Here is a 23,190-nt window from a genome sequence, read left to right as displayed (position 1 = left end):
TCGCACCCCGCCACGAGCATCGCGCCCCGTCACGGCGGGGCGCGACGTCCACGCCGGGGCGCGACCCGGACGGACGCCCGGGGTGACCCCGGACGGACGCGACCCGGACCGCCGGACGCCTCAGAGCCTCCCGGCCGCCTTGGCGCGAAGGTACGCGTCGGCCACCAGCGGTGGCACCTGCTCCGGCGCCCCGTGGACGACCTCGACACCGGCTCGCCGCGCGACGTCCGCGACGCCGTCCGCGTCCAGCAGCGACCGTTCGGCGGCGGCCCGGCGGTAGACGTCACGACCACCGGCCTGGAGGCCCGCCCCGCCCCCGCCACGTCCGACGCCTCCGCCATGCCCCGCCATCGCCGCCACGGCCGGGTCGTCCACGGCCGTCACCACCACCGCGTGCCGCCGCGCGAGCGCGGGCAGCACCGTGAGCAGGTCCGCCGACGCCCCGACCGAGTCGAGACTGGTCGCCAGCACCACGAGGGAGCGCTGCGTCGTCACGCTGTCCACGAGCGCCGGCACCGCGGCCCAGTCCGTCGCGGCGAGTCCCGGCTCCGCGAGCGCGAGCGTCTCCCCGAACCGCTGCACCACGTCGACGCGGGTGGCACCGTGCACGCGGCCGCGCGGCCGGTCGTCGAGGACCACCAGGTCGACCCGGTCACCGGCCGCCGCAGCCAGCGCGCCGACGAGCAGGGCGGTCTCGATGAAGGTGTCCAGGCGGGGTTCGTCGCCCACCCGCCCGGCCCCGGCACGCCCGGCGTCGACGACGACGATGACGCGCCGGTCCCGCTCGGGCCGCCAGGTGCGCACGACGAGGTCCTGCCGCCGTGCCGTCGCCCGCCAGTCGATCGAGCGGACGTCGTCGCCGCGGACGTAGTCACGCAGGGAGTCGAACTCCGTGCCGTGCCCGCGGAGCTGCAGCGTGGTCTCGCCGTCGAGCTCCCGGAGCCGGGCGAGCCGCGAGGGCAGGTGTCGGCGCGACCGGAACGGCGGCGTCACGACGAGTTCGGCGGGTGCGGGGATGACCCGCTGCCGGGCGGCGAGCCCGAGCGGGCCGAACGCACGGACCGCGACCCCGGCGCTCCGACGGCGTCCGCGCCGGAAGGGCGTGAAGTGCATCCTGGCGGTGCGGCGTTCCTCGGCGGGCACGGTCATCCGGATGCGTCGTGGTGCGTGGCCGGCTGACGGCTCCCACATGTCGCGGACCTCGGCGCGCAGGGGGCGCCGGCCGTCGTTCGCGAGGACGAGCGTCGCGTCGGCGACGGTGTCCCGTCGGGCCAGCCGGGGCATCCGGCGCTCGACCCGCACGGCGCCGAGGTCGGCGGCGAGCAGCAGGTCGAGCACCGCGGCGAGCACGACCACACCGGCCCACGCGACACCGCCCCACCCGCTGGCGAGCAGCACGGTGGGGACGATGGCGACGGCGAGGAGCGCGACGAACCGGCCGGAGATCGCCACTAGATCGGCACCCGCACCTGCTCGAGCACCTGCTGCAGCACACCGTCGGCGCCGACGCCCTCGAGCTCGGCGTCCGCGGCCACCCGCAGTCGGTGCCGCCACACGGGCAGCAGCATCGCCTGGACGTGGTCGGGCGTGATGCCGTCGTACCCGGTGAGCCACGCCCAGGCCTTCGCGGCGGCGAGCAGGGCCGTGGCACCGCGGGGGCTGACCCCGACCCGGACGGACGGGGCCTGCCGGGTCGCACGGGCGAGGTCGACGATGTACGCGAGCACGTCGTCGCGGGCCCCGACGGCGCGGACGGCACGCTGGGCAGCGAGGACCTGTTCGGCACCGACGACCGGCACGATGCCCGCGGAGCGGACGTCGCGCGGGACGAAGCCGTCGGCGTGCCGGCGGAGCACCTGCCACTCGACGTCGCGCGGTGGGATGTCGAGGGTGAGCTTCATGAGGAAGCGGTCGAGCTGGGCCTCCGGGAGCGTGTACGTGCCCTCGAACTCGATCGGGTTCATCGTCGCCGCGACGAAGAACGGGTCGGGGAGCAGCTTCGGCGACCCGTCGACGCTGACCTGGCGTTCCTCCATGGCCTCGAGCAGCGCGGACTGCGTCTTCGGAGGCGTGCGGTTCACCTCGTCGGCGAGGAGCACGTTCGTGAACACGGGCCCCTCGCGGAACGGGAAGGTCCCGGTGGAGGCGTCGTAGACGAGCGACCCGGTGACGTCGCCGGGCATCAGGTCCGGGGTGAACTGGATGCGCTTCGTGTCGAGCGACATCGCGGCCGCGAGGCTCCGCACGAGCAGCGTCTTCGCGACGCCGGGCACGCCCTCGAGCAGGACGTGGCCCTGCGCCAGCAGCCCGACGATCATCCCGGAGACGGCGCCCTCCTGCCCGACGACGGCTTTGCCGACCTCGACGCGGACACGGGTGAAGGCGTCGCGGAGCTCGTCGGTCGACGTGGCGCCGGTGGCGCCGGGGGTGGTGGGCAGGTCGGTCACGGTCGTCCTCCTGGTCGGGGGTCGGTCAGATGTGCGGGTCCGTCAGTGGTCGGGTCGGCCGGTCTGGAGGCTCGTGGTGCGTCCCCGGCGACTGCTCGCTGCACGGTGCGTTCCAGGTCGTCGACCGCCGCCGCGCCGTCGACGAGCGCGCGGTCGTCCGGCGTCGGACCGCCGACGAGCACGGCGCCGACCTGCGCGACCGGCAGGCCGGTGGCGTCGGCCGCGCGGCGGACGACCTCGTCGACGTGGGCGGAGCGGGGGAGCCCGAGCGAGAGACCGACCCGGCGGAGGGCGGCGACACGGAGGGTGTCGAGCGCGTGGGTGCGGTCGCGGGTCCTGGCGTAGAGGCGCGCGCGGCCCTCGGTCGTCTCCGAGGCGCGGACCACGACGGGCATCGACTCGACGACGAGCGGGCCGAGCCGACGCCCGCGCCAGACGCCCGCCGCGACGGCGACCGCTGCCAGCATGCCGATCGCGCTGGGCACCCACGGGGGAGCGAGGTCGCCGAGCGAGGGTGCGGCGTCGCTGCTCCCCGCCGTCGGCACGTACCAGGACAGGTGGTCGGCGCCGCCGAGCAGACCGAGCGCCAGCGACGCGTTCCCCGCGGTCGTGACGGTGTCGTTGCGGAGCGCGTCGGTGGTACCGACGAGCGTCACGGTGCCCGTGCTGCTGCTCGACCGGACGAGCCCCCAGACGCGGTCCCGCCCGGTGCCGTCGGGGGCGCACCGGGTGCCGGCCGATGCCCGCACCGTGTAGCCGGAGCCGGTCGGGGTGACCGACCGTGCCGTCCGCGCGGCGGGGATCCCGCACGCGGCCGTCGACACCGGGTCGGTGGACTGCACCGGTCCGGCCGGTTCGGCGTCGACGCGGAAGGACTCGAGGACGCCAGGGTCGGTGGTGACGAGCACGACGTCCGACGCGGTGCGGGCGATGCGCCGTGCGACGCCCGTGGAGAGCACGCCGGCGGAGTCGTCGACGAGGACCGTGCCGTCGGGGTCGATCCGGTCCGCGTCCCGGACGACGTCGACGGTGGTGCCGCGCTGTTCGAGGACCCGGACGAGCGCCTTCGAGCCGCTCGCGGTCGGCGACCCGGGGTCGAGCGGCGTGTCGGTGGGACCGGACCCGCTGCCGACCGCGGCCGTGACCGCCGCGAGCAGGAGCCCGACCAGGACGAGGGCGACCCAGAACACGACGCGGGACCGTCGGCCTTCGCGCTGGCGGTCCGGCGTCGGTGCACCCGGGCCGGCGGGGGTACGGCGGTCAGTCGACGTCGACGTCGGCGGCGTCGTCGTGGGGGCGCTCACGCGGGGACCGCCGGGACGTCCGACCGGGCCGGTCGTGCCGTGCGGAGGCGGTGCTCGAGGTCGAGGACCTGGCGCGCCGCGGCTTCGTCCGTGTCGAGCCCGAGGTACCGCACGGCGTCGAACGTCGTCGCTGCCCGGTGCAGGTCGTCGCTGGACGCCGGGAACGGCCGGGAGGCCCTCGCCGCGATCGCACTGGCGGTGGTACCGGGGACGTCGGGGACGAGGTCGCGCTCACCGAGACCACGGGCGACGGCCCGGTAGCCCTCGAGCACGGCGGTCGACCAGTCACCGACGCGCAGGGCGGCCCGGGCGGCCTCGGCGATGGTGGCGGCGGAGCGCAGGTCGTCGTCGTCGAGGACCCCGCGGGCGTTGTCGGCCCGGAGCCGGGCGCGGCGTCGGGGCAGCCCGCGCGAGACGACGACGAGCACGACCACCGCGACGAGCACGACGATCGCCACGATGAGCAGCGTGCGGCTGATCCCGGCGCCGCCGAAGCCGTCCGGACGGAGCGAGCCGAGCCACTCCAGGAGGTTCTGCGACGCCCGGTCCCACCAGCTCACCTGGGCGCCGCTGTACTCGCCGCGTTCGAGCTCCCGTTCGAGGAGCCGTCGGGCCTGGTCGGGGTCGACGCTCGTCATCCCCGCCCGTCCGGTCGTGCCGGGCCCCACTGCGGCGGTTGCTGCTGGCCACCCCACTGCTGTGGCGGTTGCTGCTGGCCGCCCCATGGCTGCTGCTGCGGACCGCCCCGCTGCTGCGGCTGCTGGCCCAGCGGCGGCTGCGGACCCCACGGCGGGGGCGGCGGTCCCCACGGCTGCTGCTGCTGCGGCCACGGGCGCTGCGCGACGGGCTGCGCGGGGGCGAACGGGTCCGCTGGCTGGCCGGTCTCCAGGTGCGCGGCGATGCGCTGGTCGAGGGCCTCGGTCCGGATGCGGCGGTCGATCGCCAGGAAGGTCGTCACCGAGGCGCTGAGGACGTCCGTCACGCACTGCACCGCGATCGTCAGGAGGCTGCCGACCACGAGCGCGACGACGGCTCCGGCCGAGAGACCCCCGGAGCGCGAGCCGGTCTGTCCGAGCGGGTCGAACACACCCGAGAACAGCGAGACGCCGAGGGTGAGGGGTGTGCTCGCGATGCCGGCCACGATGCTGAAGGCGACCTGCACGAGGAGCAGGATGCCGAAGGTCCGCCAGAAGGCCCCGCGGGTCAGGCGCCACGACTGCGCGGCGGCGGAGAAGACCCCGCGGCCCTCGAGCGCGATGGTCGGCACCGTGAAGGCGAACCGGGTCGTGAAGAACGCCACGAGCAACCCGAAGACGAGCCCGAGCCCGAGGAGCGCCAGGATGAACCCGCCGATCGCGGCGTCCGTCGCGCCCAGGGCCCCGAAGAAGCCGATGAGCACGACCACCACGACCACACCGAGCACCGCGCCGGCCGCGAGCTGCAGGAGCATCCACCACAGCACCGACAGCCGCCGGCCCTCGAGGAGTGCCCAGAGCCCGCGGAACGTGCCGCGACGGCCGAGCACCCGCTGCCCGGTGTCGACCGCGACGGGGGCGACGAGGAACCCGCGAGCCAGGAACGCCAGGAAGGGCACCCCCACGGCGAGCAGCAGGTAGAGCGTGACCGAGCCCGCGGCGATCGCGTCGGCGTCCGAGCCGGCACCCGACCCCGTCCCCGTGCCGGTGTCGATCGCGGAGAGCATCCGCTCCTGCAGGGACCGCTGTCCGAGCGTGGTGGCGATGGTGGACGCGAGCCCGAGCACGCCCGAGAGCAGCAGGCTCCAGAGCAGCAGCACGCGCGCGTTCCGCCGGAAGACCGTGAACGCGCCGGCGAGCACGTCACCGAGGCCGAGCGGGCGCAGCGGGATCACCGGACGCGACGGTGGCGTCGGACCGGACCCGTGCCCTGGAGCCGGCCCCGTCGAGGACGGCGGCGGCGTCGTGCCGTGCTGGGGGCCTCCTGGCTGAGGACCCTGCTGTCCACCGGACTGCTGCCCACTGGCGGGGCCCCCGCCCGCCCCTGGTGCCTGCCATCCATCGCCGGCCATCGGACCGCCCCCTCACGTCGGCCGCGCAGGGAACACGCGGACCACTCCATCCTGGCGGAAAACCCGGCGTGATGGGCGCTCGGCTATCGTGAGCGGACGGTGCCTGCCCGGGCACCCCCGCACGCCACCCGGAGTCCACATCACATGACACCGCGCATCCTCGTCGTCGACGACGACCAGGCCCTCGCCGAGATGATCGGCATCGTCCTCCGCGCCGAGGGCTACGAGCCCGAGTTCAGCGGCGACGGCAACGACGCCGTCGAGGCCTTCCACGCGACGAAGCCCGACCTCGTGCTCCTCGACGTCATGCTCCCGGGCATCGACGGCATCGAGGTGTGCCGCCGGATCCGCGCCGAGAGCGGCACGCCGATCATCATGCTCACCGCGAAGGGCGACACGTCCGACGTCGTCGCCGGGCTCGAGAACGGCGCCGACGACTACGTGGTCAAGCCCTTCAACCCGAAGGAGCTCGTCGCCCGGATCCGCACCCGGCTGCGGCCGACCGCGTCCGACGCGACGGTGCTGCACGTCGGCGACCTCGTCGTCGACGTCCCCGGGCACGAGGTCCGACGCGGCGACGCCGTGATCGCGCTCACCCCGCTCGAGTTCGACCTGCTGCGGGCCCTCGCCGAGAAGCCGAACCAGGTCTTCACGCGCGAGATGCTGCTCGAACAGGTGTGGGGGTACCACTACAAGGCCGACACCCGCCTGGTGAACGTGCACGTGCAGCGGCTGCGCGCGAAGATCGAGCACGACCCGGACGCACCCCGCATCGTGACCACCGTCCGCGGCGTCGGGTACCGCGCCGGGGGAGCCTGAGCACCGTGCCGAGCTCGTCCGGGCAGCCGTCCCTGTCGCGGGCGCGTCGACGGCTCCGGTCGTGGGCCAGGCGGGGCTGGCGGGGCATCGCGTACTTCTGGCGGCGCTCGCTGATGTTCCGGTCGGTGGCCATCACGGTCACCACCACCGGACTCGCCGTCGCCATCATCGGCACCGCGGTGATGTTGAGCATCTCGAGCAACGTGTACTCGCAGCGCCGCGACCAGATCGAGGCCGAGTCGGCCCGTGCCACCAACGTCGCGCAGGGCATCTTCGACGCGGCCACCGCGGCCGAGGACAACAACCAGTCCGAGCTCGAGACGCTGCAGAACGAGGCGCAGCGGGCGATCCTGTCGAACACGACGAGCCCAGGGGGCACGAGCATCGCGATCGAGCGCTCGCCCGGGTCGTCGGGCCCGCAGACGCTGCAGAACCTCGCGAGCCAGTACTTCCCGGATGCCGTCATCACGGACGAGCTCCGGAAGGAGGTGGCGAAGAACACCGGCAAGCTCAGCATGCAGGCCGTCCAGCTGGAGGACGACGGGCGTCGACAGCCCGGACTCGCGGTCGGGTCGACGCTGCAGATCCCGAGCGCCGGCCAGTACGAGCTGTACCTGGTCTACGACCTCTCCGACGCCCAGCAGACCCTCGACTTCGTGTCGCAGACGCTGTCCATCGGCGGTGTGGCGCTCATCGTGCTCATCGCCCTCGTGACCTCGCTCGTCGTCCGGCTCGTCGTCGTGCCGATCCGCGGTGCGGCGGAGACGAGCCGGAAGATCGCGTCGGGGCGTCTGGACGAACGCATCCCGGTGAAGGGGCAGGACGACGTCGCCACCCTCGCGCGGAGCTTCAACGGGATGGCGGACGCCGTCAGCCGGCAGATCACCCAGCTCGCCGAGCTGTCCCGCGTGCAGCAGCGCTTCGTCTCCGACGTCTCGCACGAGCTGCGCACACCGCTCACCACGATCCGCCTCGCCGGTGACGTGCTCTACGACGCCCGGCACGCCTTCGAACCGGCGGTCGGGCGCTCGGCCGAGCTCCTGCACGACCAGATCGACCGCTTCGAGCTGCTCCTGTCCGACCTGCTCGAGATCTCCCGTTACGACGCGCAGGCCGTCGAGCTCGAGACCGAGCCCGTCGTGCCGGCGTCCCTGACCGCCGACATCGTCGACGAGTTCCGCCCGCTCGCCGAGCGCGCCGGCGTCGAGCTCGTCCTCGCGACCCCCGGCGGCCACACCACCATGCAGCTCGACGGTCGCCGCATCCGGCGCATTCTGCGCAACCTCGTCGGGAACGCCGTCGAGCACGGGGACGGCAAACCCGTCCACGTGGTCGTCGACAGCGACGCCAGGACCGTGGCGATCGCCGTGCGGGACCACGGCGTCGGGATGCCCGCGGAGGACACCGCCCGCGTGTTCGACCGCTTCTGGCGCGCGGACCCCAGCCGCAAGCGCACCATCGGCGGCACGGGCCTCGGCCTGGCGATCAGCCTCGGCGACGCGAACCTGCACGGCGGCCGCATCGACGTCTGGTCCCGGCCGGGGGAAGGATCGGCGTTCGTGCTCACCGTCCCGCGCACCGGGCAGGAGGCCACGGCGACGTCGGCGATCCCGCTGCCCGAACTCGACGAGCACTACGACGGCCCGCGCGGAGGAGGCACCCGATGACCAGGACCACCTCGACAACACCACGCGGCCCGGGCACCCCGGGCACGCGGGGCGCCAGCGGCCCGCGGCGACGCTCGCCTCGCGGGCTGCTCGCCGTCGCGCTCGCCACGCTCACCCTCGTCGCGCTCACCGCCTGCGCCGCCATCCCCACCGGCGGCCCGGTGCGGAGCGGTCAGGACCTCAAGGACGACACCGTGTCCGGGGTGGACTACCGCCCGAGCGGGCCGGAGAAGGGCTCGGCGCAGGACACGATCCTGCAGCAGTTCATCGAGGCCGCCACCGGCGCCCAGGACAACTACGCCATCGCCCGCGAGTTCCTCAGTGGCTCCTTCGCGCAGAAGTGGAACCCGCGCCAGAGCGTCACCGTCCGCCAGGGCGCCGGGGACGTCGACCGCACCGGGACCCGCGAGCTCACGTACACGCTCACGGCGAGCGCGACCGTCGACAGCGACGGCGAGTACACCCAGGCCGTCCGCCCCACCTCGTCGACGCTGACCTTCCAGTTCGTGAAGGAGGACGGCGAGTGGCGCATCAGCTACGCGCCGGACGGCATCATCCTGACGCCGGTCAGCTTCGAGCAGGTGTTCCAGGCGCACGCCCTGTACTTCTACGACCCCACCTACCGCTTCCTGGTGCCGGACGAGCGCTGGTTCCTCGCCCGCTCCTCGACGAGCACCCGGATCGCCAGCGCCCTGCTCGCCGGCCCGGCCGACTGGCTCAAGGGCGCCGTGGTGTCCTCGTTCCCCGAAGGCACTCAGCTGTCGCTGAACGCCGTCACGGTGGACAACGGCAGCGCCCAGGTGGACCTGTCGAGCGACGCGCTCCGGGCGACCACCGTCGACAAGGTGCGGATGCGGGAGCAGCTGGCCCGCTCGCTGTCGACGGTCGCGACCATCTCCTCGATCACCATGACCATCGAGGGCGCCACCTTCTCCGTGCCGGACTCCAGCGGCACGAGCGCCGTCGTGGACCCCGACGTCGACCCCCGCCCCCTCGTCGTCGACGACGACACCGTCGGCTTCGCGACCCCGGGCAGCGGGGACGTCTCCACGCTCGGCAACGGGCTCGGCAGCGCGATCAGCCGCCTCGACCCGACGTCGCTGTCGCTGACCGCCTCGGGGTCGGACGCCGCGTTCGGCAACACGGACGGCGTGTGGACGGTCAAGAACGGCAAGCGGCCGCTGCGCATCGTCGCCGGCGACGGGTTCGTCGACCCGTCCGTCGACGACGCGGGCTTCGTGTGGGTGGCCGAACGGTCGGACACCAGGAAGATCACGGCCTACGGCTTCGCCGGTGACTCGCACGCGGTCGCGTCGACGCTGCCGGACGGCGACCTGGTGTCCTTCCAGGTGTCCCGCGACTCCACCAGGGCCCTCGCGCTCGTCGACACCGGCGCCGGAGCCGCGCTCTACGTGATGGCGATCATCCGCGACTCGGACCGTTCGCCGACCGCGCTCGGGGCACCGGTCCGCCTGCAGGCCGCGTCCGGCGAGGCGCTCGGTGCCGCCTGGGTGAGCGACCTCGACGTCGCCTCGCTCGGGCAGACGAAGAGCGGTCCGAGCGTCGTCCGCGCCACGATCGGTGGGCAGTCGGTCGCCCTGCAGCGCCCGGAGGACGAGGCGACGCAGATCGTCGGCGGCAGCGCGCACTCCCTGCTCCTGCGGATGCGCGACGGGCAGGTCGTGCAGTCCACCGGCGGCGGGTGGGACCGCACCGGGATCTCGGCGTCGGTGCTCGGCGTGCAGCGCTGACGAGGCGGTGCAGGCGGTCCCACGACGGCCGGTCGGGCCGTTCCTCCACAGGCGGCCCGGCCGGGAGGCCCTCCACCGCCCCCGACGCCGCCCCCGCCCGGTGCCCTCCCGCGGCCAGGATCGCCCCATGACCCCGGCTCCACACCCCTGGCGCGACGCACTCGTCGCCGTCGTCGCCCTGTTCCTCCCCGTCGCCTGTCTCGGGTGTGGCACGCCCGACCGTGCCCTCTGCCGGTCCTGCCGTGCCGCGCTCGCCGGACGCCCCCACCGGGTCCGGCTCGTCGGCGGGGTGCGCCTCGACGCCGCCTTCGAGTACGAGGGCCTCGTCCGCACCCTGCTCCTCGAGCTCAAGCTCCGCGGTCGCGTCGACGTCGCCGGCCCCCTCGGCCACCGAACCGCCGCGCTGGTGCGTCAGGCGCTCGCCGAGGCCCCGCCGGGCACGGTGGTCCTCCGGGTCCCGCCGTCCCCGCGCGGTCGGCGTCGGCGCGGCTTCGACCCTGTGGTGCTCCTGCTCGCGCGGGGCGGTGTGCGGGGGACCGGGCAGCTGCACCGCGTCCGGGCGCCCGGCCGTCGGCTGTCCGGCGGCGGGCTGGCCGCCGGGGCCGGCCAGAAGGAGCGCACGGCCCTGGAGCGGGTCGCCGCCACGGTCGGCACCCTCCGCGCCGTCCGGGTGCAGGGTCGTGACGTCGTGCTCGTGGACGACGTCGTGACCACCGGGGTGACCATGGCCGAGGCGGTCCGTGCCGTCCGGGCCGCCGGTGGACGGGTGGTGCGGTGCGTCGCGACGGCGAGCGTGGAGGCATGACGCCGCCCTCGGATGAACGCCCGGTGTCCTCTGTGCATCCGGTGGGTGTCCGCCGCGACGCGCCCGCTCCCGGTGACACGTGTCCACCGGCGGGTCTAGCGTCCCTGACAAGGCGTCGGAGTTCGCCGGAACCAGGCGACGCGCCGACTCAGCGATGGGAGCCGCCATGGACGTGACGATCACAGGCCGGAACGTCGGGGTCACCGACCGATTCCGTACCTACGTCGAGCAGAAGTCCGACAAGATCGACGTGCTCGCGGACCGCGCACTCGCCTTCGAGGTGCGGATCAGCCGGCACAACGAGAAGAGCGGCGGTCAGGGCGAGGACCGCGTCGAACTGACGCTGATCGGACCAGGACCCCTCGTGCGGGCCGAGTCCGCCGCGTCGGACAAGTACGCGGCGTTCGACCTCGCCTTCGCCCGGATCATGGAGCGCCTCCGCCGGGCCCGCGACCGCCGCAAGGTGCACCGCGGTCGCCACCGCCCCACCTCCGTCGCCGAGGCGGCTGGATCGGCGTTCGACGGCATGGACGTCGTGCCCGCCGACGGCAAGCTCATCGAGGAGGTCGCCACCGGTGCGATCCCCGTGATCACCGAGGACCGCCACGAGGACGAGGAGGACGAGGTCTACTCGCCCGTCGTCATCCGCGAGAAGGTCTTCACCGCCGAGCCGATGACCGTGGACGACGCCCTGTACTTCATGGAGCTCGTCGGCCACGACTTCTACCTGTTCGTCGACGCGGAGACCCGTCGACCGAGCGTCGTCTACCGGCGCAAGGGCTGGGACTACGGCGTCATCGGGCTCGACGGCACCGACGCCGCCGACACCGACTCGTCGGCCGCCGACACCGCCCAGACGGAGCCCGCGGCCGCGCTCGCCTGAGCGTCCGAGGGACCACCCCGGTGTGCGCGGCCCGTCCGCGGGCCGCGCACACCTGTGTTCCGTCGGCGTTCCTCACAGCACAGGTCTCCGGCGGGTTGCTAGCATGACTGGCTGTTCGGACGCGCCGACCGCGCGCGACGAACCGTAAGGAGTTCACGTGGCAAACGTGCTGGAGAAGGTCCTCCGCGTCGGTGAAGGACGCACCCTCCGACGACTGAAGGCGTACGCCTCCGCGATCAACGACCTCGAGGACGACTTCGCGAGCCTCAGCGACGAGGAGCTCCAGGACGAGACCAAGGAGCTGCGCGAGCGGTACGCCAACGGCGAGACCCTGGACGACCTCCTGCCGGAGGCCTTCGCCGCCGTGCGCGAGGCCGCCAAGCGCACCCTCGGCATGCGGCACTTCGACGTGCAGCTCATGGGTGGCGCGGCGCTGCACCTCGGCAACATCGCCGAGATGAAGACCGGTGAGGGCAAGACCCTCGTCGCGACGACTGCGGCGTACCTCAACGCGATCCCGTCGCGCGGCGTCCACGTGATCACCGTGAACGACTTCCTGGCGTCGTACCAGTCCGAGCTCATGGGCCGTGTGTTCCGCGCCCTCGGCATGACGACCGGGTGCATCGTGGCGAACCAGTCGCCGGCCGAGCGTCGCGAGCAGTACGCCGCCGACATCACCTACGGCACGAACAACGAGTTCGGCTTCGACTACCTGCGCGACAACATGGCGTGGCAGGCCGTCGACATGGTGCAGCGCGGACACTTCTTCGCCATCGTGGACGAGGTCGACTCGATCCTCATCGACGAGGCCCGCACGCCGCTCATCATCTCCGGCCCGTCGTCCGGCGAGGCCAACCGGTGGTTCACCGAGTTCGCCTCGATCGCCAAGCGCCTCACGGCCGGCGAGGACTTCGAGGTCGACGAGAAGAAGCGCACCGTCGGCGTGCTCGAGCCCGGCATCGAGAAGGTCGAGGACTACCTCGGCATCGACAACCTCTACGAGTCGGCGAACACCCCGCTCATCTCGTTCCTCAACAACGCCATCAAGGCGGACTCGCTGTTCAAGCGCGACAAGGACTACGTCGTGATGAACGGCGAGGTGCTCATCGTCGACGAGCACACCGGCCGCATCCTGATGGGCCGTCGCTACAACGAGGGCATCCACCAGGCGATCGAGGCCAAGGAGGGCGTCGAGGTCAAGGCCGAGAACCAGACCCTCGCGACCGTCACGCTGCAGAACTACTTCCGCCTGTACCAGAAGCTCTCGGGCATGACCGGCACCGCGGAGACCGAAGCGGCCGAGTTCATGTCGACCTACAAGCTCGGCGTCGTCGCCATCCCGACGAACAAGCCGATGCAGCGCATCGACCAGACCGACCTCGTCTACAAGAACGAGAAGGCCAAGTTCGAGCAGGTCGCCAACGACATCGAGGAGCGCCACGAGAAGGGCCAGCCCGTCCTCGTCGGCACCACGAGCGTCGAGAAGTCGGAGTACCTCTCCAAGCTCCTCGCGAAGAAGGGCGTCAAGCACGAGGTCCTCAACGCGAAGAACCACGCGCGAGAAGCCGCCATCGTCGCCCAGGCCGGTCGCTTCGGCGCCGTCACGGTCGCCACGAACATGGCCGGCCGCGGCACCGACATCATGCTCGGCGGCAACTCGGAGTTCCTCGCCGTGCAGGAGATGCACACGAAGGGCCTCTCGCCCACCGAGACCCCCGACGAGTACGAGGCCGCCTGGGACGAGGTCTTCGCGAACACGAAGGCGATCGTCGAGGAAGAGGGCGACAAGGTCCGTGCGGTCGGCGGCCTGTACGTCCTCGGCACCGAGCGCCACGAGTCCCGCCGCATCGACAACCAGCTGCGTGGTCGTTCCGGCCGTCAGGGTGACCCGGGCGAGAGCCGCTTCTACCTGTCGCTGACCGACGACCTGATGCGCCTGTTCAACTCCGGTGCTGCCGAGAGCCTGATGGGCCGGTCGAACGTCCCGGACGACCTCGCCATCGAGAACAAGCTCGTCGGCCGCGCGATCCGGTCCGCCCAGTCGCAGGTCGAGGGCCGCAACGCCGAGATCCGCAAGAACGTCCTCAAGTACGACGACGTCCTCAACCGGCAGCGCGAGGCCATCTACAGCGACCGCCGCCACATCCTCGAGGGCGACGACCTCCACGAGCGCACCCAGAACTTCCTGAAGAACGTCGTGGACGACGTCATCGACACCCACACCGGCGAGGGCTCCCCGGACGACTGGGACCTCGACGCCATGTGGACCGAGCTCGGCACGCTGTTCCCGATCTCGATCACGATCGACGAGATCATCACCGAGGCCGGCTCGAAGGGGAAGGCGACGCGGGAGTTCCTCGGCCGCGAGATCCTCTCCGACGCCCAGCTCGCCTACTCCAAGCGCGAGGAGACCCTCGGCGAGGAAGCCATGCGCGAGCTCGAGCGTCGCGTCGTCCTCTCCGTGGTCGACCGTCGCTGGCGTGACCACCTCTACGAGATGGACTACCTCAAGGACGGCATCGGCCTCCGTGCCATGGCGCAGCGCGACCCGCTGGTCGAGTACCAGCGCGAGGGCTACGCCCTGTTCCAGACGATGATGGGGCAGATCCGCGAGGAGTCGGTCGGCTTCCTGTTCAACCTCGAGGTGCAGGTCCAGTCGGACGGCGAGAACGCGGTCATCGAGGCCAAGGGCCTCGACGAGGAAGAGGTCGCCGGCCTCGAGTTCTCGGCACCGTCCATCGACGGCGAGGTCGAGGTCCGCGACGAGCGCGGTCGCCTCGAGCAGGCCGCCACCGCCCTGGCCCAGCAGGCCCAGGCGGAGGAAGAGGCTGAGATCGCGCCCGAGAAGGGCTCCGCGTTCGGCTCGGCTGCCACGGCGACCGGCCAGGCGGCGGCGACCAACCGCGCCGACCGTCGTCAGGCCGCCAAGAAGGGCTAGTCCCGACCATCGCTCCAGACGGGAGGCCCGGTGCCAGCTGGCACCGGGCCTCCCGTCTGTCCGTGGTCGCGTCCAGCACCGCCGGGTGGGAGCCGCTGCGCCGGTCAGAGCATCCCGATGGCGGTGGCGCGCCACCGTCCCGCCCGCTCCTCGAGCCGGATCGCGACCGCTCGGGCATGACTGCGGGTGTGGACGACCACGCTCGCCTCGGCCACGCCGTCGCGCGGTCGGCTGACGACGACGCTCCCGACCCGGATCGACGGCCGTCGGTTCCGGTGTGGGGACGCCGACCGTGCCCGGGCGGCGGCGGCGGCCCGCTGGTGGAGGTGCCGCTGCACGTCGTCCGTGATCCACCGGGCGATGCTGTCGACGTCCCGCGCCCCGGTGAGGATCTCGGCGACGCACAGCGCGAGCGCCTGCGCGGTCTCCGCCGGGTCCGGCAGGGGCGGTGGCCCTGGTGCCGACCCGTCCGCTCCGACCGGTCGTGGCACGGGCGTCGTGGTCGCCGCAGCGGGCGTGGACTCGTCGGCCTCCACGTGCAGGGCTGTCTCGTCCTGGTCGACCGTCGTGCTGCCCGGTCCTCTGATCTCGTGCGGATCGTCGTCGACCCGCCGTGCTTCCCGCGCCACCCCGGCCCCTTTCGTTGGTGGGCAGAGCGTATGGGGAATGAGAAATACCGAATGAGACAGAACCTGGGCTGTGGAGAATGACGATCTGTCCACAAGCCCGCCGGACCTAGACTGGTCGGGTGTCGACCCTCAGTGATCTCGTCCTCGCACAAGGCCGCTCGTCCGAAGCGGACGTGGAGTGGCTCCACCTGCTGGTGGGGGACTGGCAGCTCCTGTCGGACCTGTCCTTCGCCGACATGGTGCTCTGGGTGCCGACGGCCGAGGACGGCTCCTTCGTGGCCGTCGCGCACGCGCGCCCGTCGTCCGCCGCGACGCTCTTCTACCGCGACATCGTCGGGCAGGAGATCCGCGAGGAGTGGCGCGAACAGGTCACCGAGAGCTTCGCGTCCGCCCGGGTCGTCGACTCCGCGGAGCCGGACTGGTACGAGGACACCCCGACCCGCGTCCGTGCCATCCCCGTGCTCCGCCGTCTCAGCGCGAAGACGAAGCAGACGACCGACCGGCCGATCGCCGTCGTCACGCGCCACTCCAACCAGGACGAGATGCGCACGCCGAGCCGCCAGGAGCTCAACTTCACCGCGAGCGCGAACGACCTGTTCGGCATGATCGCGACCGGCGACTTCCCGGACCTCGGCGCCCCGGCCGGCCCCCGACGTGGTGCACCCCGGGCGAGCGACGGTCTGCTCCGCCTCGACACGAACGGCATCGTCACGTTCGCCAGCCCGAACGGCCTCAGCGCCTTCAACCGGATGGGCTTCGAGGGCGAACTCGAGCGGAAGTCCCTGGCCGAGGTCACGACCGAGCTCCTCGGCGCCCAGCTCGACGTCGACGAGTCCCTGCCGCTCGTCGTCACCGGGCGGGCCCCGTGGCGTGCCGACATCGAGTCGAACGGCGTCGCGGTCACGCTGCGGTCGATCCCGCTGCGCGACCACGGTGAGCGGATCGGCGCGGTCGTGCTCTGCCGCGACGTCACCGAGATGCGGCACCAGGAGCGCGAGCTCATCACCAAGGACGCGACGATCCGCGAGATCCACCACCGCGTGAAGAACAACCTGCAGACCGTGGCATCGCTCCTGCGCATCCAGGCACGTCGGACGCACTCCGAGGAGGCCAAGACGTCCCTGCAGAACGCGATGCGGCGCGTGGCGGCGATCGCCGTCGTGCACGACACCCTGTCGACCGGTCTCAGCCAGAACGTCGACTTCGATGAGGTCTTCGACTCCGTGCTCAAGCTCGTGACCGAGGTCGCGGCGTCGCACAACACCACCGTGCACCCGAAGAAGACCGGGGAGTTCGGTGTGCTGCCCTCCGAGGCCGCCACGCCGCTCGCCCTCGGGCTCACCGAGCTCGTCACGAACGCGGTGGAGCACGGGCTCGACGGCCGCGACGGCGAGGTCGAGATCGTCGCCCACCGCTCCGACGACCACCTCGAGATCCAGGTCCGCGACAACGGGGTCGGGCTGCCCGAGGGCAAGGTCGGCTCTGGCCTCGGCACGCAGATCGTCCGCACGCTGATCCAGGGCGAGCTCGGCGGCACGATCGACTGGCACACGCTGACCGGCAGCGGCACCGAGGTCACCATCTCGATCCCGTTCCGCTGGGAGACCGCGGCCGCGTAGCCCCGCGGCTGCGGCCCCGCCCGCACCGCACACGACGACGCCCGCCGCACCCCGAGGGGCACGACGGGCGTCGTCGTCAGCGCAGCTGCGTCAGGAGGCGCGGCGAGCCCGGGCGGCGCGACGCTTGAGCGCGCGACGCTCGTCCTCGCTGAGGCCACCCCAGACGCCGGAGTCCTGGTTGTTCTCGAGTGCGTACTGCAGACACATCTCCGTCACCGTGCAACGAGCGCACACCGACTTGGCCTTCTCGATCTGGTCCACCGCGGGCCCGGTGTTCCCAACGGGGAAGAAGAGCTCGGGGTCTGCGGTGAGGCAAGCTGCCTTGTCACGCCAATCCATGTGGTGGTGCTCCTTGATGTCAGTGCTCGAACGGCAGGCCGGGGCCGTGGTTCGGGGCTGGAGGACTCTGCACATGCACATGTGACGAGCGGGAAGATCCTGTGGGGAGGAAACCGCGCGGGGAGAGCCTGACGCCCGCAGAACGCTCGGGGGAGGAGCGTCGAACCACGGGAGACGCACACCACATCGTGCCGTCCAAACGACCTCGAACATCGTTCCATACTGATATGACCAAATCAAGGGTTGCAATGCTGGAGGATCTCTGTGTCTGACCCCACCTCGACCGTCCCCGACGCTCCCGAGCCGCGGTCGCGGGCGATGTACGGGCTGCTCATCGTCCTCGCGCTCGAGTTCCTCGCCGTCGCGGTCGTGACGGTCGTGCTGCTCGTGGAACTCGTCGTGGCGCCGGCGACGAGCGTGGCGTCCGGCATCGCCCTCGTGGTGCTGGCGGCGATCGCGGCGCTGTGGCTCGGGTCGCTGCTGCTCGGGCTCTGGCGCAGTCGTCCCTGGGTGCGCAGCGGCATCGTCGTGTGGCAGGTCCTGCAGGGGGCGCTCGCGATCGGCGCCTTCCAGGGCGTCTTCCGCGTGCCCGCGGTCGGGTGGGCACTGCTCCTGCCGGCGCTCATCGCGATCACGCTGGTGCTGTCGAAGTCGGTGACCACCACGCTGGCTCGCCGGGTCGAGTAGCGCCAGGACCGGGCCGGCAACGCACTGGAGGCCCGGTGCCGGTCCCAGGGACCAGCACCGGGCCTCCAGTGCGTCGCGGACTCAGACCAGGCCGAGCTTCTTCCGCAGGCTGGCCACGTGACCGGTCGCCTTCACGTTGTAGAGGGGCAGCTGCACGGTGCCGTCCTCGTCGACGACGATGGTCGACCGGATCGTGCCGGTGACGACCTTGCCGTAGTTGTTCTTCTCGCCCCAGGCCGCGTAGGCCTTGTGTACCGCCAGGTCCGGGTCGCTCAGCAGCGGGAAGGTCAGGGCCTGCTCGTGCTTGAAGGTCGCCAGGGCGGGGAGGTCGTCCTTCGACACGCCGAGGACCTCGTACCCGGCGGCCTGGAGCGAGGACATGTTGTCGCGGAAGTCGCAGGCCTCGGTGGTGCAGCCCGGGGTCGACGCCGCGGGGTAGAAGTACACGATGACCTTGCGTCCACGCAGGGACCCGAGCCTGTGCTCGGTGCCGTCCTGGTCCTGCAGGGTGAAGTCGGGGGCGGTGTCGCCGGCGACGAGACGGTCCGTCATGGTGCTCCTGTTCGGTCGGTGCCCGGAGGTGTTCTCGGGCACGCGAATCCCATGCTATTGTTGATTCCCGTTGCGGAACACACACCGCAGCAGCACTTGCAAGACGAGTGCACGCACCTCTAGCTCAATTGGCAGAGCAACTGACTCTTAATCAGTGGGTTCTCGGTTCAAGTCCGAGGGGGTGCACACGACTGAGACCCTCGCTCCGGCGGGGGTTTCCGTGTATCCGGAGGGGTCGGGGGACGCATGGGCACACACGAACCGAAGGGCGGCGCGCTCGACGCCGCCGAGCTCGCACGCCGGCTCAACCTGCTGCTCGACTTCGAGGAGTCGCAGCGGGGATCGCCGGTGCCGTTCTCCGCGATCGAGGAGTGGGTCGACGCCCGCGGCGGATCCCTCTCGCGCGCCAAGTGGACCTACATGATCTCGGGCGACGGTCGTCGCAACCGGGACACGGCGCTGCTGCAGCTCCTGGCCGAGTTCTTCGAGGTCGACGAGCGCTTCCTGCTCGAGGACAGCCAGATCCCGGAGCGGATCGGCGCGCAGCTCGCCCTCGTCCGCTCGCTCCGCTCGGCCCGGGTCAGCGGGTTCGCCGCCCGGACCTTCCCCGGCGAGCTCTCACCCGACGCCCTCCGCCGGATCGCCGCGGTGATCGAAGAGGAATCGCAGCGCGGGATCCTGCCGTGACCGCGGCGCGGGTCGACGCCTTCTGGCAGCGCGGTCAGGACGAGCGTTGGGCGGACGTCGATGACGCCGTGCGCGTGGCCTCGGAGATCGTCGGCAAGCCGATCGTCGTCCGGGAAGAGGCCTTCCTGGCCGACGAGCCCGTCTGCGGCTTCGTCGCCACGCTCGAGCACCAGCACCTCATCATGATCTCGCCGTCCCCGTCGCGCACGTTCCGCGCGTTCGTCATCGGGCACGAGCTCGGCCACGTGCTGCACGCCCATCAGGACGCCTCGGCGCAGTCGGCGTACATCCGGGACGTCATCCCGGACCTGCCCGAGTACAAGGTCGAGCGGGCCATGGCGCGCGGGCTGTTCGAGAACACCTTCGAGCGCGAGGCCGAGCACTTCGCCGACCGCCTCGCCCAGCTCATCCGCGACCACCGCAGCCGGCCGAGCGCCTTCCGCGGCGTCTTCGGCTGACCGAGCGCCCGCGATGATCCTCGCCGTCGCCCAGGCCGTCCTGCTCGTCGCGGGCGCGGTCGTCCTGTTCGTCCTGCAGCGGGGGCAGGACCGCACCCTCGCGGTGACGTTCCTGCTGTTCTCCGCCACGATCGTGACGAACGTGGACCCGCTCTACCGGTGGCTCGACCCCCTCGTCGGCGGCCGGAACGTCGTCACGGTGGTCAGCGACTGCCTGATGATCGCGGGCACGAGCACGCTGCTCTGGGGCGTCGCGAAGGCCGTCGGCGCCGACAGCCGGTGGCTGCGGAACGCGATCGTCGTGTCGTGCGCCGTGGTCGGCGTCGTGATCGTCACTGCGTTCGTGGTCCTGCCCAAGCCCCCGACGACGACCACCTTCATGCTCGTCGCCGGGGCCGAACCGGCAGCGGCGGTCTACTCGATCGCGCAGACGGTCTACCTCGGGGTCGCCCTCGCCGCCACCGGGTGGATCTGCGTGCTGCACGTCCGCGAGGCCCGCACGCGCACGGACCTCGTCGGGCTGTGGGTGCTCGTGCTCGGTGGGGTGGCCGGGGTCGTGCGGATGGTCGTGGTCATCGTGATGGACCTCGCGCACGTGCTCGGGGACGTCGCCCTCACCCGCCGGCTCTCGCTGCCGTACGACATCGCCACCCCGGGCGCGGTCCTCTGCGTCGCGTCGGGCATGCTGCTGCTCGTGGTCGGGCACCGGACCGCCCGTGCGCGGCGGGCCCGTGCCGTGGAGTCCGCGATCGCGACCCTCACGCCGTTGCACGCTCGCATGGGCAGCGACAACGAGTACCCGGCCTCCGCCGACCCCGCCACCAGGCTCAGCCGCCTGATCGTCGAGATCAACGACGGCGTCCGCAGCTCCCGGTCCACGCTCGACGACCACGAGCGGACCGCCCTCGCCCGGGCCGAGTCGGCACTCGACGCCTCCTGACCCCACCGAGGTGCGCACGGGTCGACGGAGGACGCCACGCCGTGTATGTTTGTAGGCATTGCTACACATCGTGTGGTGATCGCCGGTGGGACTCGGCCGCGTTGGGGGCGGCCGAGCACCCCGGCCCTGAGCACCCCGGACCCCCTCGGTAGACTCCTCCGGTGCTCGTCTTCGCCGCAGTCGTCCTGTTCATCGGTGCCCTGTTCAACCTCGTCGCCTGGCCCCGCTTCTTCCAGCGGGTCGCGAAGGACACCCGCGCCCGTGACGCCGCCGGCCGCCCGACGACCTTCTACCGCGTGCACCTGGTCCTGCTCCTGATCGCCCTGGCGATCACCGCCGCTTCGATCGTCGCCGGCATCCTGCTGCTGGTCTGACGCCGGTCCCACCCGGCGGTGACGTCGGCGCCGACCCGGCCCACCACCGGACGGGAGGCCCGGTGCCGGCCCGCCCCGAGCCTCCAGGCCGTGGGTGGTCGCGACCACCGCTTCAGGCGCGCTTCAGCGCCGGCCGAGGACAATGGCGCCCATGCGTGTCCTGGTGGTCGATGACGAGGTCCGGCTCGCCGACGGTGTGCGCCGCGGGCTCGAGGCCGAGGGCTGGGCGGTCGACGTCGCCCACGACGGCATCGACGGCCTGTGGCACGCGCGCGAGTTCCGCTACGACGCCGTCGTGCTCGACCTGATGATGCCGGGCCTGAGCGGCTGGGCGGTCTGCGGGCAGCTGCGTGCCGAGGGGAACTGGACGCCGGTGCTCATGCTGACGGCGAAGGACGGCGAGTGGGACCAGGTCGAGGCACTCGATGCCGGTGCCGACGACTACGTCACGAAGCCGTTCTCGCACCCGGTGCTCGTCGCCCGCCTCCGCGCCCTGGTGCGCCGTGGTGCGCGGGAGCGGCCCGCCGTCCTGACCGTGGGGGACCTGCGGGTCGACCCGGCGGCACGGACCGCCGCGCGCGGCGAGACGCCCCTCGACCTGACGAGCCGTGAGTTCGCGGTGCTGGAGTTCCTGGTCCGCCGGGCCGGGCAGGTGTGCTCGAAGCGCGAGGTGATCGAGAACGTGTGGGACGTCGACTTCGACGGCGACCCGAACATCGTGGAGGTCTACGTCGGGCACCTCCGCCGCAAGGTCGACCGGCCGTTCGGACGCGCCACGATCGAGACGGTGCGGGGTGCCGGCTACCGGTTGGCGGACGAAGGTGCCTGAGCGGGGTCGGTTCGGCCGTCCCCGCAGCCTGCGGGCGCGGACGACACTCGCCGCGGTGCTCGTGGTGCTGGCGGCCCTGGTCGTGGGGTCCGTGGCGTTCGTCACCGTCCTGCGGCTCGTGCTCGTCGATGGCGTCCGCGCCGGGGCGGAGAGCGGTCTCGAGCAGGCCGCCGCCCGGGTCGAGGCCGACGGGGCCTCGGCGGTGGACGGCTACGACGAGGTCCTCGTGCAGGTCGTCGGGGACGGCGGCCGTGTCCTCGCCCACGGGGACGACGCCGACCCACCGGCGCTGGCGACGGCGGACGAGTCGCGGGTCACGCTCGACGGGGAGCGGTGGCTGCTCGTGGCGGACGACGTCGACCTGCCCGGCGGGTCCGAGGCCACCATCGTCTACGGCGCCTCGCTCGACGCCGCCGACACGGCGACGACGGCGGTGGTGACCCTGCTCGCGATCGGGGTCCCGCTCCTCGTGACGCTGATGGGCATCGGGACGTGGATCGTCGTCGGGCGCTCGCTCCGGCCCGTCGAGCGGATCCGCCGCGAGGTCGCCACGGTGCGGGCGGAGTCCCACGGCGTCCGGGTCGCGGTGCCGGAGACCGGGGACGAGGTCGCCCGCCTGGCGGACACCATGAACGACATGCTCGACCGGCTCGAGCGGGCAGCGGTGGCGCAGCGCCGGTTCGTCGCCGACGCCTCGCACGAGCTGCGGTCGCCCATCGCGTCGGTGCGGCAGCACGCCTCGGTCGCCAGGGCCCATCCCGACCGGATCGACGTCGACGAGCTGACCGAGGTCGTGCTCGCGGAGAACGACCGGCTCGCGGGCCTCGTGGACGGGCTGCTCGAGCTCTCCCGGCTCGACGAGCGGGGGATCGGGGAGCGGCGTGCGGTGGACCTCGACGACCTGGCGCTGGCCGAGGTGTCCCGGATCCGGGCCGCCGGCGTCTGCACCGTCGACGGCACGGGGATCGGTGCCGCCCGGGTGCTCGGCGACGAGCGGGTGCTGGGCCGTGTCGTGCGGAACCTCGTGGACAACGCCTGCCGGCATGCGCGCGACCGGATCGCCGTCGCCGTCCGCGAGGCCGGGGGAGCGGCGGAGCTGACGGTCGACGACGACGGCAGCGGCGTGCCGGAGGCCGAGCGTGAGCGGGTGTTCGACCGCTTCGTCCGCCTCGACGAGTCCCGCAGTCGCGACGCGGGCGGCTCGGGCCTCGGGCTGGCCATCGTGCGGGACGCGGTCCGGGCACACGGCGGGTCCGTCGAGGTCGGGACGTCACCGCTCGGGGGCGCGCGGTTCGTGGTGCGGCTGCCGCTCGGCGGTTGACCCGGCGGTTGACGCGGCGGCTGACCCGGCGGCTGCCCGGCGGCTGTCGGCCGGGTGCTGTCGGCCGGGTGGCTGCCCAGGGGGCTTCAGGTCT

General features: G+C 72.5%; 22 protein-coding genes and 1 tRNA gene. 15 read left to right on the top strand and 8 right to left on the bottom strand.

Features of this window, described 5'->3' with window-relative positions; genetic code table 11:
• Positions 1-120 precede the first annotated feature (120 nt).
• The 5 genes from BIU98_RS03305 to BIU98_RS03285 are packed head-to-tail and all read right to left on the bottom strand — an operon-like array spanning position 121 to position 5,621.
• The gene (locus BIU98_RS03305; RefSeq protein WP_071271428.1) at positions 121-1,452 is read right to left on the bottom strand and encodes a DUF58 domain-containing protein; all 1,332 of its coding nucleotides are present in this window, start codon (positions 1,450-1,452) and stop codon (positions 121-123) included.
• A complete protein-coding gene (locus BIU98_RS03300; protein ID WP_083392924.1) occupies positions 1,452-2,447 on the bottom strand; it encodes a MoxR family ATPase in 996 nt (331 codons plus the stop codon). Before BIU98_RS03300 ends, BIU98_RS03305 begins: the two co-directional genes overlap by 1 nt.
• A complete protein-coding gene (locus BIU98_RS03295; protein ID WP_071271425.1) occupies positions 2,444-3,751 on the bottom strand; it encodes a DUF4350 domain-containing protein in 1,308 nt (435 codons plus the stop codon). Before BIU98_RS03295 ends, BIU98_RS03300 begins: the two co-directional genes overlap by 4 nt.
• A complete protein-coding gene (locus tag BIU98_RS03290; RefSeq protein ID WP_071271422.1) occupies positions 3,748-4,389 on the bottom strand; it encodes a DUF4129 domain-containing protein in 642 nt (213 codons plus the stop codon). Before BIU98_RS03290 ends, BIU98_RS03295 begins: the two co-directional genes overlap by 4 nt.
• A complete protein-coding gene (locus BIU98_RS03285; protein WP_071271419.1) occupies positions 4,386-5,621 on the bottom strand; it encodes a glycerophosphoryl diester phosphodiesterase membrane domain-containing protein in 1,236 nt (411 codons plus the stop codon). The genes BIU98_RS03290 and BIU98_RS03285 overlap by 4 nt, the downstream gene beginning before the upstream one ends.
• Positions 5,622-5,942: 321 nt before the next feature.
• Between BIU98_RS03285 and mtrA the strand changes: the two genes are divergently transcribed.
• From mtrA to secA, 6 genes are all read left to right on the top strand, one after another.
• Complete coding sequence (gene mtrA, locus BIU98_RS03280) at positions 5,943-6,617, top strand: MtrAB system response regulator MtrA (protein WP_071271417.1); 675 nt, start codon at positions 5,943-5,945, stop codon at positions 6,615-6,617.
• Positions 6,618-6,622: 5 nt separating this feature from the next.
• Entirely contained in the window at positions 6,623-8,284 is a 1,662-nt protein-coding gene (gene mtrB / locus BIU98_RS03275; RefSeq protein WP_254787779.1) for an MtrAB system histidine kinase MtrB, read from the top strand.
• Positions 8,281-10,035 carry an LpqB family beta-propeller domain-containing protein gene (locus BIU98_RS03270; RefSeq protein ID WP_083392922.1) on the top strand — a complete coding sequence of 585 codons (1,755 nt, stop codon included), beginning with the start codon at positions 8,281-8,283 and terminating at the stop codon, positions 10,033-10,035. The genes mtrB and BIU98_RS03270 overlap by 4 nt, the downstream gene beginning before the upstream one ends.
• A gap of 127 nt (positions 10,036-10,162) precedes the next feature.
• The gene (locus tag BIU98_RS03265; protein WP_071271414.1) at positions 10,163-10,840 is read left to right on the top strand and encodes a ComF family protein; all 678 of its coding nucleotides are present in this window, start codon (positions 10,163-10,165) and stop codon (positions 10,838-10,840) included.
• Between the two features lie 166 nt (positions 10,841-11,006).
• Positions 11,007-11,723 carry a ribosome-associated translation inhibitor RaiA gene (gene raiA, locus BIU98_RS03260; RefSeq protein WP_071271628.1) on the top strand — a complete coding sequence of 239 codons (717 nt, stop codon included), beginning with the start codon at positions 11,007-11,009 and terminating at the stop codon, positions 11,721-11,723.
• A 157-nt stretch (positions 11,724-11,880) separates the two neighbouring features.
• Entirely contained in the window at positions 11,881-14,661 is a 2,781-nt protein-coding gene (gene secA, locus BIU98_RS03255) for a preprotein translocase subunit SecA (protein ID WP_071271411.1), read from the top strand.
• 104 nt (positions 14,662-14,765) lie between these two features.
• Here the strand turns inward: secA and BIU98_RS03250 are convergent, their stop codons facing one another.
• The gene (locus tag BIU98_RS03250) at positions 14,766-15,290 is read right to left on the bottom strand and encodes an Rv3235 family protein (protein ID WP_083392921.1); all 525 of its coding nucleotides are present in this window, start codon (positions 15,288-15,290) and stop codon (positions 14,766-14,768) included.
• Positions 15,291-15,409: 119 nt separating this feature from the next.
• On the opposite strand from BIU98_RS03250, the gene BIU98_RS03245 reads away from it, so the two are divergent.
• Positions 15,410-16,909 carry a sensor histidine kinase gene (locus BIU98_RS03245; RefSeq protein WP_071271408.1) on the top strand — a complete coding sequence of 500 codons (1,500 nt, stop codon included), beginning with the start codon at positions 15,410-15,412 and terminating at the stop codon, positions 16,907-16,909.
• A gap of 90 nt (positions 16,910-16,999) precedes the next feature.
• Here the strand turns inward: BIU98_RS03245 and BIU98_RS03240 are convergent, their stop codons facing one another.
• Positions 17,000-17,248, bottom strand: a complete 249-nt coding sequence (locus BIU98_RS03240) for a WhiB family transcriptional regulator (protein WP_017888820.1) — start codon at positions 17,246-17,248, stop codon at positions 17,000-17,002.
• A 264-nt stretch (positions 17,249-17,512) separates the two neighbouring features.
• Between BIU98_RS03240 and BIU98_RS03235 the strand changes: the two genes are divergently transcribed.
• Positions 17,513-17,935 carry a hypothetical protein gene (locus BIU98_RS03235; protein WP_071271405.1) on the top strand — a complete coding sequence of 141 codons (423 nt, stop codon included), beginning with the start codon at positions 17,513-17,515 and terminating at the stop codon, positions 17,933-17,935.
• 81 nt (positions 17,936-18,016) lie between these two features.
• On the opposite strand, the gene bcp is transcribed toward BIU98_RS03235, so the two are convergent.
• A complete protein-coding gene (bcp, locus tag BIU98_RS03230; protein WP_071271402.1) occupies positions 18,017-18,487 on the bottom strand; it encodes a thioredoxin-dependent thiol peroxidase in 471 nt (156 codons plus the stop codon).
• A gap of 113 nt (positions 18,488-18,600) precedes the next feature.
• Here bcp and BIU98_RS03225 point away from each other — a divergent pair.
• From BIU98_RS03225 to BIU98_RS03195, 7 genes are all read left to right on the top strand, one after another.
• Positions 18,601-18,673, top strand: a tRNA-Lys gene (locus BIU98_RS03225).
• A 60-nt stretch (positions 18,674-18,733) separates the two neighbouring features.
• On the top strand, positions 18,734-19,174 hold the full coding sequence (locus tag BIU98_RS19255; RefSeq protein WP_071271399.1) for a hypothetical protein: 441 nt from the start codon (positions 18,734-18,736) through the stop codon (positions 19,172-19,174).
• Positions 19,171-19,632 (top strand): ImmA/IrrE family metallo-endopeptidase, encoded by a 462-nt coding sequence (locus BIU98_RS19250; protein ID WP_071271396.1) that lies wholly within the window; start codon positions 19,171-19,173, stop codon positions 19,630-19,632. The genes BIU98_RS19255 and BIU98_RS19250 overlap by 4 nt, the downstream gene beginning before the upstream one ends.
• 13 nt (positions 19,633-19,645) lie before the next feature.
• Positions 19,646-20,572, top strand: coding sequence for a hypothetical protein (locus tag BIU98_RS03210; protein WP_071271393.1), 927 nt, complete (start codon positions 19,646-19,648; stop codon positions 20,570-20,572).
• A gap of 161 nt (positions 20,573-20,733) precedes the next feature.
• The gene (locus tag BIU98_RS03205; protein ID WP_071271390.1) at positions 20,734-20,946 is read left to right on the top strand and encodes an SCO4848 family membrane protein; all 213 of its coding nucleotides are present in this window, start codon (positions 20,734-20,736) and stop codon (positions 20,944-20,946) included.
• 151 nt (positions 20,947-21,097) lie between these two features.
• Positions 21,098-21,775, top strand: a complete 678-nt coding sequence (locus BIU98_RS03200; protein ID WP_071271387.1) for a response regulator transcription factor — start codon at positions 21,098-21,100, stop codon at positions 21,773-21,775.
• Entirely contained in the window at positions 21,768-23,096 is a 1,329-nt protein-coding gene (locus BIU98_RS03195; protein WP_071271384.1) for a cell wall metabolism sensor histidine kinase WalK, read from the top strand. Before BIU98_RS03200 ends, BIU98_RS03195 begins: the two co-directional genes overlap by 8 nt.
• Positions 23,097-23,190 lie beyond the last annotated feature (94 nt).

This window comes from Curtobacterium sp. MMLR14_010, assembly GCF_001865015.1.
Taxonomy (GTDB): domain Bacteria; phylum Actinomycetota; class Actinomycetes; order Actinomycetales; family Microbacteriaceae; genus Curtobacterium.
This window is presented reverse-complemented; position numbering and strand designations above follow the sequence as displayed.

Coding starts and splice junctions, on each gene's coding strand:
- BIU98_RS03200 (WP_071271387.1), top strand. CDS start 21,098: ATGCGTGTCCTGGTGGTCGATGACGAGGTCCGGCTCGCCGACGGTGTG.
- BIU98_RS03210 (WP_071271393.1), top strand. CDS start 19,646: ATGATCCTCGCCGTCGCCCAGGCCGTCCTGCTCGTCGCGGGCGCGGTC.
- BIU98_RS03290 (WP_071271422.1), bottom strand. CDS start 4,389: ATGACGAGCGTCGACCCCGACCAGGCCCGACGGCTCCTCGAACGGGAG.
- raiA (WP_071271628.1), top strand. CDS start 11,007: ATGGACGTGACGATCACAGGCCGGAACGTCGGGGTCACCGACCGATTC.
- bcp (WP_071271402.1), bottom strand. CDS start 18,487: ATGACGGACCGTCTCGTCGCCGGCGACACCGCCCCCGACTTCACCCTG.
- mtrA (WP_071271417.1), top strand. CDS start 5,943: ATGACACCGCGCATCCTCGTCGTCGACGACGACCAGGCCCTCGCCGAG.
- BIU98_RS03270 (WP_083392922.1), top strand. CDS start 8,281: ATGACCAGGACCACCTCGACAACACCACGCGGCCCGGGCACCCCGGGC.
- BIU98_RS19255 (WP_071271399.1), top strand. CDS start 18,734: ATGGGCACACACGAACCGAAGGGCGGCGCGCTCGACGCCGCCGAGCTC.
- BIU98_RS03240 (WP_017888820.1), bottom strand. CDS start 17,248: ATGGATTGGCGTGACAAGGCAGCTTGCCTCACCGCAGACCCCGAGCTC.
- BIU98_RS03265 (WP_071271414.1), top strand. CDS start 10,163: ATGACCCCGGCTCCACACCCCTGGCGCGACGCACTCGTCGCCGTCGTC.